The sequence below is a fragment of the Sandarakinorhabdus sp. genome (assembly GCF_040398645.1).
In the GTDB taxonomy this organism is placed as follows: domain Bacteria; phylum Pseudomonadota; class Alphaproteobacteria; order Sphingomonadales; family Sphingomonadaceae; genus Sandarakinorhabdus.
Genome location: NZ_JBBATR010000006.1, coordinates 16,740 through 26,004 on the forward strand (window position 1 = coordinate 16,740; position 9,265 = coordinate 26,004).

The 9,265-nt window shown below is 64.3% G+C and carries 10 protein-coding genes; 6 read left to right on the forward strand and 4 right to left on the reverse strand.

Going from position 1 to position 9,265, the window contains the following annotated elements; all coding sequences use genetic code 11:
• Positions 1-101 precede the first annotated feature (101 nt).
• Positions 102-971 carry an NAD(P)-dependent oxidoreductase gene (locus tag ABWP50_RS02515; protein WP_353216413.1) on the reverse strand — a complete coding sequence of 290 codons (870 nt, stop codon included), beginning with the start codon at positions 969-971 and terminating at the stop codon, positions 102-104.
• Between the two features lie 35 nt (positions 972-1,006).
• Entirely contained in the window at positions 1,007-1,405 is a 399-nt protein-coding gene (locus ABWP50_RS02520) for an acyl-CoA thioesterase (RefSeq protein WP_353216414.1), read from the reverse strand.
• Between the two features lie 116 nt (positions 1,406-1,521).
• Between ABWP50_RS02520 and ABWP50_RS02525 the strand changes: the two genes are divergently transcribed.
• Together ABWP50_RS02525 and ABWP50_RS02530 are read left to right on the forward strand one after the other, a co-directional pair.
• On the forward strand, positions 1,522-2,778 hold the full coding sequence (locus tag ABWP50_RS02525; protein WP_353216415.1) for a threonine ammonia-lyase: 1,257 nt from the start codon (positions 1,522-1,524) through the stop codon (positions 2,776-2,778).
• A gap of 162 nt (positions 2,779-2,940) precedes the next feature.
• A complete protein-coding gene (locus ABWP50_RS02530) occupies positions 2,941-3,687 on the forward strand; it encodes an arginyltransferase (RefSeq protein ID WP_353216416.1) in 747 nt (248 codons plus the stop codon).
• Between the two features lie 4 nt (positions 3,688-3,691).
• On the opposite strand, the gene pgi is transcribed toward ABWP50_RS02530, so the two are convergent.
• A complete protein-coding gene (gene pgi, locus ABWP50_RS02535) occupies positions 3,692-5,221 on the reverse strand; it encodes a glucose-6-phosphate isomerase (protein ID WP_353216417.1) in 1,530 nt (509 codons plus the stop codon).
• 127 nt (positions 5,222-5,348) lie between these two features.
• On the opposite strand from pgi, the gene rnc reads away from it, so the two are divergent.
• The gene (gene rnc, locus ABWP50_RS02540) at positions 5,349-6,074 is read left to right on the forward strand and encodes a ribonuclease III (RefSeq protein ID WP_353216418.1); all 726 of its coding nucleotides are present in this window, start codon (positions 5,349-5,351) and stop codon (positions 6,072-6,074) included.
• The gene (gene era, locus ABWP50_RS02545; RefSeq protein WP_353216419.1) at positions 6,071-6,967 is read left to right on the forward strand and encodes a GTPase Era; all 897 of its coding nucleotides are present in this window, start codon (positions 6,071-6,073) and stop codon (positions 6,965-6,967) included. The genes rnc and era overlap by 4 nt, the downstream gene beginning before the upstream one ends.
• Here the strand turns inward: era and ABWP50_RS02550 are convergent.
• Positions 6,964-7,851: a cistern family PEP-CTERM protein gene (locus tag ABWP50_RS02550; protein WP_353216420.1), complete on the reverse strand. Its 888-nt coding sequence runs from the start codon at positions 7,849-7,851 to the stop codon at positions 6,964-6,966. The genes era and ABWP50_RS02550 overlap by 4 nt on opposite strands.
• Before the next feature lie 123 nt (positions 7,852-7,974).
• Between ABWP50_RS02550 and recO the strand changes: the two genes are divergently transcribed.
• Both recO and ABWP50_RS02560 read left to right on the forward strand, forming a co-directional pair.
• Complete coding sequence (gene recO / locus ABWP50_RS02555; protein WP_353216421.1) at positions 7,975-8,703, forward strand: DNA repair protein RecO; 729 nt, start codon at positions 7,975-7,977, stop codon at positions 8,701-8,703.
• A 39-nt stretch (positions 8,704-8,742) separates the two neighbouring features.
• On the forward strand, positions 8,743-9,265 hold a 523-nt coding region (locus ABWP50_RS02560), incomplete at its 3' end, for a DNA gyrase subunit A (RefSeq protein ID WP_353216422.1).

Sequence of the window (9,265 nt, forward strand, 5' to 3'; positions counted from 1 at the left end):
GCGCGCCAATAGCCTGCCACGCCTTGCTGGCACTCCCGCCGCAGGCGCAGCCAACCAATAGGGCGGGTGACGGGGCCAGTGACGGGGCCGCCGCGATGGCCTTACCGAATCAACCGCCGGATCAAACTCGACGTGTCCTGCCGCGCGCCGCCCATGGCTTGCACATCGGCGTAAAATTGATCGACCAGCGCCGCCATCGGCAGCGGCACCCCCAACCGGCGGGCTTCATCGAGCGCCAGCCCCAGATCCTTGCGCATCCAGTCCACGGCAAAGCCGAAATCAAACTCGCCGCGGATCATCGTGCGGGCGCGATTGTCCATCTGCCAGCTGTGGGCAGCGCCTTTGGAGATCACATCCACCACCGCGTCCATGTCCAGCCCAGCCTTCAGGCCCAGCGCGACCCCTTCGGACAGGCCCTGCAAGATGCCGGCGATGCACAGCTGGTTGACCATCTTGGTAAGCTGGCCGCTGCCCGCCGGGCCCATATGGCCGATGCGCAGGGCATAGGCGGTCATCACCGGCTCCGCCGCTGCAAAGGCCGCGTCGCTGCCGCCGACCATGATGGTCAATTTGCCATTTTCGGCCCCGGCCTGCCCGCCTGACACCGGCGCATCGGCCACAGCCAAGCCGCGCGCATCGCCTTCGGCCGCCAGCCGGCGCGCGATCGCGGCCGAAACCGTGGTGTGATCGATGAACAGCGCGCCGGGGCGCATCGCGGCAAACGCGCCATCCGGCCCGAGCGTGACCGCTTCCAGATCGGCATCGGCGCCAACACAGGCGATTACCACATCCGCGCCGTGCGCCGCTGCTGCGGGCGTTGCTGCCGCCTCGCCGCCGTACGCCGCCACCCAGGCCTCAGATTTTGCTGCCGTGCGATTGTAAACCGTGAGGCCGTGACCGGCGGCGGCGAGGTGCCGCGCCATCGGCGCGCCCATCACGCCGAGGCCCAGGAATGCGATGTTCATGCTCATGTGCCGGCTGTAACGCCCAGCCGCTGGCTGTGCAATCAGCCGGCGATCTGGGGGGCCGGCACAAACAGCGAGACGACATCGCGGGCCAGCCGCGCTGGGCGGCGGGTGGCGACATCGATGCAGCACCAGGTGCTTTTCACTTCGGCAATTACCTGCTCGCCGCGTTTGAACATGGTGGTGAAAAATGCGCGCGCGCCTTGCACGCTTTCGGCGACGACACTGGCCACCACATCATCATTCAAAAATGCCGGCGCGCGGTAGCTGATGTTGTGATTGAGCGCGACCCACAGATGCGCCGCCACCGCTTCGGCCGGCGCAGTATTTTGCCAGTAAGCGACTACCGCATCCTGCACCCAGCGCAGATACACGGCATTGTTAACATGGCCCATGTGATCGATGTCCGCCGGCTCAACGGCCACACCATGGCTGTACATGCAAAATCACTCCGCTACGCAATCTGGGATCGTGCTCATGCCCGGCGCTGCTGGTCAAGCGGTTGCAGTGCCACCTGTGGCTGGCGCAGCGATGGCTGCGGCGCTATGCACCGGTGATGACCGCTTTTGCCGCCGCCCCCTCCCTCACTGCGCAGCAAGGCCTGCCGATCAGCATCGATGATGTGAAGGCCGCTGCGGCTGCCATCGCCGGATCGGTGATTCGCACGCCGTTCCTCAAATCCGAAACGCTGGGCCAATTGACCGGCGCCGAAGTCTGGCTGAAATTTGAAAATCTGCAATTTACTGCGGCCTACAAGGAACGCGGCGCGCTCAATCGGCTGCTGTCGCTCACTGCCGAAGAACGGCAGCGCGGTGTGATTGCTGCATCGGCTGGCAATCATGCGCAGGGCCTGGCCTATCACGCCCGCCGGCTTGGCATACCGGCTACCATCGTGATGCCGCAGTTCACACCGATCGTAAAGGTGCAGCAAACCGAAAGCCACGCCGCCAATGTCGTGCTGTTTGGCGAAAAATTCGAAGATGCCAGCGCCCACGCGCTTGATATGGCTGCCAAACGCGGGCTGGTGTATGTGCATCCGTTCGATGATGCCAAGGTGATGGCCGGCCAGGGCACGGTCGGCCTTGAAATGCTGGAAGACGTGCCGCAGCTTGATACGATCGTGGTGCCGATCGGCGGCGGCGGGCTGATTTCCGGCGTTGCCACCGCTGCCAAGGCGCACAACCAGAATATCAGCGTGATCGGCGTGCAGGCGGAGCTGTATCCGTCGATGTATGCCGCGATGAAGGGCGAAACCGCCACCTGTGATGGTGACACGCTGGCCGAGGGCATTGCCGTGAAATCGCCCGGCAAATTGACCCAGCAAGTGGTGCGCGCGCTGGTGGACGATATCGTGCTGGTGGGTGAACGCGATCTGGAACGCGCGGTGTCGCTGCTGCTGGGCATTGAAAAAACCGTCGTCGAAGGCGCTGGCGCTGCTGGGCTGGCCGCGTTGTTGGCGCATCCGCGCCGGTTCCGCGGTGCCAAGGTGGGCCTGGTGCTGTGCGGCGGCAATATCGATACGCGGCTGCTCGCCAATGTGCTGCTGCGTGATCTGGCACGGTCGGGCCGGTTGGCGCGGCTGCGTATCCGCCTGAAAGACCGGCCGGGGCAATTGTTTGAAGTGGCGCGCATTTTCGATCAGCAGCAGGTCAATATCCTCGAAGTCTATCACCAGCGCGTGTTCACCAATCTGCCGGCCAAGGGCCTGATCACCGATATCGAGTGTGAAACCCGCGACCGCGAGCATCTTGATCGGCTGATGGAGGCGCTGCGCGCCGCCAGCTACGACGTGCGGATGATCGAAGCGGACTGAAAAGCAGACTGATTGCCGGCGCGCGCGCTGGCCAAGCATTCAACTGCACGCTAGCATATCCGTTAAGGACAGTGGGGCGCTGGCACACACGGCCGGCGCCAATCCACGGGCCGCATTCGCCAACCGCAGCCAGCAGCGCAACCAGGGCAAAGGCAGGGACTCGTGACGGACCAGAGTTATCGCTTTCCCCGGTTCTTTGTGACGGCACCCTCGCCGTGCCCCTATTTGCCCGGGCGCACGGAGCGCAAGGTGTTTGCCGAACTGAAGGGCGATGATGCCCAGGCCATGTCCGAAGCGTTGGGTCGCATCGGCTTTCGGCGCAGCCAGAATGTTGTGTACCGGCCCAGTTGCGACAATTGCCAGGCCTGTATTTCGGTGCGGGTGCCCACCGCGCGGTTTGCGGCGGGCCGCAGCCAGCGCCGGCTGCTGACGCGCCACGCCGATCTGGACGTGCACGCCTGCGAGCCTTGGGCCACCGACGAACAATGGCAATTGCTGCGCCGCTATCTGGCTGTGCGCCACCCTGGCGGCGGCATGGCGGCCATGGATTCGCATGATTTTGGTGACATGGTCGAACAATCGCCTGTCGATACCGTGATCGTGGAGTATCGGGAGCCCGGCGCCGATGGCAAGCTGGGCAAGCTGGTGGGCTGCTGCCTAACCGACAAGCAGGCCGATGGCCTGTCGATGATCTACAGTTTTTATGATCCCGAATGCGCGGAGCGGCCGGGTATGGGCAATTTCATCATCCTCGATCACGTGTCGCGCGCCGCCCGGGCCGGCATGCCGCATGTCTATCTCGGCTATTGGATCGAAGCCTGTGAGCGCATGGCCTACAAGGCCAAGTTTCGCCCGCTTGAAGCGCTGATCGGCGGCATCTGGCAGGAATTGCCGCAAGACCAGGACTGACCGATCAAAGCCCGGCGCGCGTTAGCAAATCGGCTGTGGACGGATCAAAGCCAAGATCGTCCCCGGCCAGCATGGCGTTGGCCATTTCCTTGCCCAGTTCCACGCCCCACTGATCAAATGGATTGATGCCCAGCAGCACGGCAGCGGTGAACACGCGCTGCTCATAAAAGGCAATCAGCGCGCCCAGCGTGCGCGCATCCAGATGGTCAAGCAGAAGCGTGGACGATGGGCGATTGCCGCTGAAAGTCTTGGCCGCGGCCAGCGCCGGATCATTGCCGGACACAGCCAGTGCGGCATCAAAGCTGCGGCCCTTGAGCAAGGCGGCGCCTTGCGCAAAGCAATTGGCCAGCAATTGGCGGTGGTGCGTCGCCGGCAGCGCATGGCCCGGTGTGCGCACCGCCACAAATTCAATCGGGCCAATCACCGTGCCCTGATGGAGCAGCTGAAACACCGCATGCTGGGCATCGGTGCCAAGGCCGCCCCAGGTGATCGGCGCGGTTGGGCCAGCCACCGCAGTGCCGCCGCGCGTGACCGATTTGCCGTTCGATTCCATTTCCAGCTGCTGCAGATAGCTGGGCAGCAGCCGCAGCCGTTCATCGTAGCAAAACACGCCGCGCGTCTGCTGGCCCTGGCCGTGCGCAGCCCAGATATCGGCAAGCGCCGCCAACACCGGCAGATTACGCGCAAACGGTGCCTCAAGGAAATGCGCGTCCATGGCTGCCGCGCCGGCGCGCAGGTCTGCCAATGCCTCAGGCCCGCACCGCACCGCCAATGGCAGCCCCACTGCCGACCACAGCGAGTAACGACCGCCCACGCTTTCGGCAAATGGCAGCACGGTGCCGGCGCCCCATGCCGCCGCCCGGTCAGGCCGTGCGGTGATGGCGATGGTTTGCGCGCGGGCATCGGCCACACCGGCAGCCGCCCACCATTCCAGTGCCGACGCCGCATTGGTCATGGTTTCGGCGGTGGTGAAGGTTTTTGAAACCACGACCAGCCGCGTGCGGGCCGGATCGCACACCGCCAATGTGCGCGCCAGCGCCTCTCCGTCGATATTGCTGACAACGTGCACGCGCGGTGCCCCAGAGGCTTTGGTGCCATCGCGGCCAAGTGCATCAACCAGCAGGGCCGGCCCCAGCGATGAACCGCCAATGCCGATATGAATGACATCGGCCACGTCGCTGGCCCGAATCGCTGTTGCCAATGCCGCAACCTCATCGGCGGCCACACCGGCAGCGGCAACATCTTCGGCCCGGCCACTGCCGCGTTCGGCCATATGGGTGGCGGGCCGGCCTTCGGACGGATTGACGATCTCGCCGGTCAGCAGCCGCGCCTGCCAGCCGGCCAGATCAGCCGCCGTGGCCGCCGCCAGGAGCAGATCGAGCGCCGGCAGCGGCAGCGCCAGCCGGGACAGATCGGCATGGATGCCTGCAAAAGTGACACTCAACCGCGCCAGGCGATCCGGTTCGGCAGCGAACAGACTGCGGATATCCACCGGCAAAGCGGCGGCGGCGCGAACGGCGGCGAGATGGTCCATGCGTCTGTGTTCCTTGGGCAGGCGGTGATGTCCAGTGCAAAAGCCGATTTTCATTGCACGGTGATGAATGGCCAAGCCCGCTCCCGGGGTTGACCAGATGGCGGCATGCCGTCACCACCACCTGCATATGGCGCGAAAAACAATCTATGGCATTGATGTGGCAGCGGCGCAGGCAGATCGCCGGGCGCGGCTGGCGGCTTGGGCTCGCGATATATTGGGGCATGATTTTGCCGATCTGGCGCTGCTGGATCGCGCGTTGACGCACGGCAGCGCCAGCCGGCAGGCCGGCAGCAGCTATCAGCGGCTGGAATTTCTGGGCGACCGTGTGCTCGGCTGTGTGGTGGCCAGCTTGCTCTATGGCCGTCACGACGAAGCCGAAGGCCGCCTGACCGCGCGGCTGCACGCCATGGTGGAGGGGCCGGCCAACGCGCGGGTGGCGCGCGGCTGGGATGCCGGCGCCCTGATCGCCATGGAGCCGGTAAGCCGCGGCAAGGGCCTGGCCGATAGTGACAATGTGCTGGGCGACGTGGCCGAAGCCATTGTGGCGGCGGTGTTCATCGATGCCGGCTGGCCGGCAGCCTACATGCTGGTGCAGCGCCATTGGGGGCCGTTGATGGCGGCCGAACAACCATTTTTGAACGATCCCAAAAGCAGCCTGCAGCAATTGGCGCTGAAACGCCGGCTGGGCATGCCCGAATATCTGGTGGTCGGCCGCGAAGGGCCAGATCACGCGCCGCAATTCACCGTGGAAGCCAGCGTGCGCGGTGCCGCGCCCGCCACCGGCAGCGGCCGTTCCCGCCAGGAGGCTGAAAAGGCCGCCGCCACCGCTCTGCTGACAAGGCTTGAACCATGACCCAAACAAAATGCGGCACCGTGGCAGTGGTGGGCGCGCCCAACGCTGGCAAATCCACGCTGGTGAATGCCATGGTTGGTCAGAAGGTGGCGATTGTATCGGCCAAGGTGCAAACCACGCGGCAGCGGCTGATGGGCATTGCCATCGATGGCCCGGCGCAATTGCTGCTGATTGATACACCCGGCATTTTCCAGCCGCGCCGCCGGCTGGACCGGGCGATGGTGAAGGCCGCGTGGGACGGCGCGGCGGACGGCGATGTCGTGGCGCTGGTGGTGGATGCCAAAACCGGCCTGCGCGGCGAAGTGCCCGATATCATCGCAGCACTGGCCAAGCGGCCGGAGCCGAAATTTCTGGTGCTCAACAAAGTGGATATCTGCGTGAAAGAACGCCTGCTGGTGCTGGCGCAGGCCGCCAACGCACTGCTGGCCTTCGACGAGATTTTCTTTGTGTCCGCCAGCACCGGCGACTGTGTGGACAGGCTGAAAACCGCGCTGGCCGATCGCCTGCCGCCCGGCCCGTGGCATTACCCGGAAGACCAGTTGAGCGACGCCACCAGCCGCCTGATGGCCAGTGAATTGACGCGCGAGCAACTATACCAGCAATTGCACGCCGAACTGCCCTACGCCGCCACCATCGAAACCGAAAAATGGGAAGAACGCCGCGACGGCAGCATTGTGATCCACCAGCAGATCGTGGTGGAACGCGACAGCCAGAAAGCCATCGTGTTGGGCAAGGGCGGCAGCCGCATCAAGGACATCGGCGCCACATCCCGCGCCGCCATCGCCGAACTGACCGGCAAGAAGATCCACCTGTTCCTGCACGTCAAGGTGCGGCCGGATTGGGGCGATGATCGCAGCCTGTACAGCTCGGTCGGGCTGGATTTCGTCGATTAGGCCGCAACCGTCATCCGGCGGCGGCGCAGTGTTGCGCCAACCAAGCCAAAACCGGCGATCAGCATTGCCCAGCTGGATGGTTCGGGAACCGGATCAACCAGCTTCGTAACAATCCCCACACCCGAAGCGCCACTAAACGTGTCGGTGCCGCTGCCGATGCCAATGCGTTGCGCCGTGCCGGACAAGGCCTGAAAGCGCACGGCAAAATTGTGCAGTGTCAGCGCAGTCAGGTTGGATGGCCCTTTGAACGCCAGGCTGAATGCGGTCGAGGTTGCCGGGTCGCCAAGATTGAGGCCGCCGCCACCGCCGCCCGTGCAGCAATTGTTGGTGCCATCGGTGAAACCCACCTGGACGCTATTTACCGCTGAGGTGCCTGCTGCGGTCACGTTGGGAAAATTCGAACCGCCGCTGTTGTTGATGAACATCTTGTTGAAAACAGGCCCCGCAGTTGGCGTGAGCGTTGTTTCCGCTGCGGGGCTCGAAATATTCAAAAACGCCGGGTTGTTGCCAGACGCAAGCGCTGCTGCAGTCGAGAAGCCGAATGTGCTGAGCCGCACGCTGGTCATCGGGCTCTTCGACGTGTTGGCGACCGTGGCCGTAAAATTCCAGGTGGAGATGACGTCGGTTCCGGAGTTCACATAACCAACCGAATTCAGCTGGAGGTTCAGTGTCCCGGAAATGTTTGAATATTGCCGGCCGGTGGTACCGCTGCCAGACGACACGCCCTGAAATTCGACCTTCACCAGCGAAAGCGCCGTGCCTGCGTTGCTTGCAAACAATCCGACCTTGGCGAACTGGCCGGTGAGAACCGCCGTTGCCTGAGCAGCCCCGGACCCGGAAACAGCGACCATTGCAATGGCAGCCAGGCGAACAAGATTGTTCATGTTTGTTACCCCACAATTAATACCCGGCCGCTATGCCGGTTTCGCCGTGCGCAGTCAATCTGAATAATAGGTGTTTATTCTATAAATATGTTGTTTGATCCCGAATGCGCTAAAGTGCCCATCATGCTCCGCATCGAACCCGCACTGGTGGTCGCTCTGACAGCGCATGGCGAACATGGCATCGTCGGACGGTTTCTGTCGGCTAATCAGGGGCTTATGGCTGGCTATGTCCACGGCGGGCGCGGCCGGCGGCTGCGCGGTGTGCTGGCACTTGGCAATCTTGTTGCCGTCGATCTCGCCGCACGGTCGCCGCAAGGCCTGGCCACGGCAACGGTGCACCCGCTGGCCAGCAATATGGCGCTGATGCACGGCGCCGCGGCGCTGGCGCTCGTCGATTATGTCACCAGCCTGGCCGCTGCGACCCTGCCCGAAGGCGAAGCGCAGCCCGGCCTGTATCCGCTGTTTGCTGCCCTGCTGGCAGCGGCCAGCGCCGGCGCCGATGCGCTGGCCAGCGGCGCCGCGCTGGTCAGGCTGGAACTGGCACTGTTGGCCGGGCTGGGGCTGGGGCTGGATTTGTCGTGCTGCGCCGCCACCGGCAGCCGCGACGATCTGGCCTTTGTATCGCCAAAATCTCGCCAGGCCGTCAGCCACGCGGCGGGCACGCCGTGGGCAGCGCGGCTGCTGCCACTGCCGGTATTTTTACGCGATGGCGGCGCGGCTGGGGCGGATCAATTGGCCCAAGGCCTGAGATTGTCCGGGCATTTTTTGTGGCGGGAATTGCTGGCCGGCAATCCGGCGCAGGCCCGCCTGCTGGCGGCGCGGCAGCGATTGGTCGCCCTGCTGCTGGCGTGATCGCTTGCGGAGCCGGCACGCTGCCGCTACCCAACCGCCATGGCCAGCCTGCCCCCCGTAACTGACGACGCCGAACCCGGCATTTTGAATGCGCCCTTCGATGTGGCGCTGGGCGACCGCTATCTGGTCTATGCGCTGTCCACGATCACGGCGCGGTCGCTGCCGGACCTGCGTGACGGACTGAAGCCGGTGCACCGCCGCCTGCTTTGGGCGATGCGGCTGCTGCGGCTGAACCCCGATCAGGGTTACAAGAAATGCGCCCGTGTGGTCGGCGATGTGATCGGCAAATACCACCCCCACGGCGATGCATCGGTGTATGATGCCATGGTGCGACTGGCGCAGGATTTTGCCCTGCGCGTGCCATTGGTGGATGGCCAAGGCAATTTCGGCAATATCGACGGCGATAATGCCGCCGCCATGCGCTACACCGAAGCTCGGCTGACTGACGCCGCCGTGCGGCTGATGGACGGGCTGGACGAAGAAGCCGTGCCGTTTCGCGCCACGTATAATGGCGAGGAAGAAGAGCCGGAATTGTTCCCCGGCCTGTTTCCCAATCTGCTGA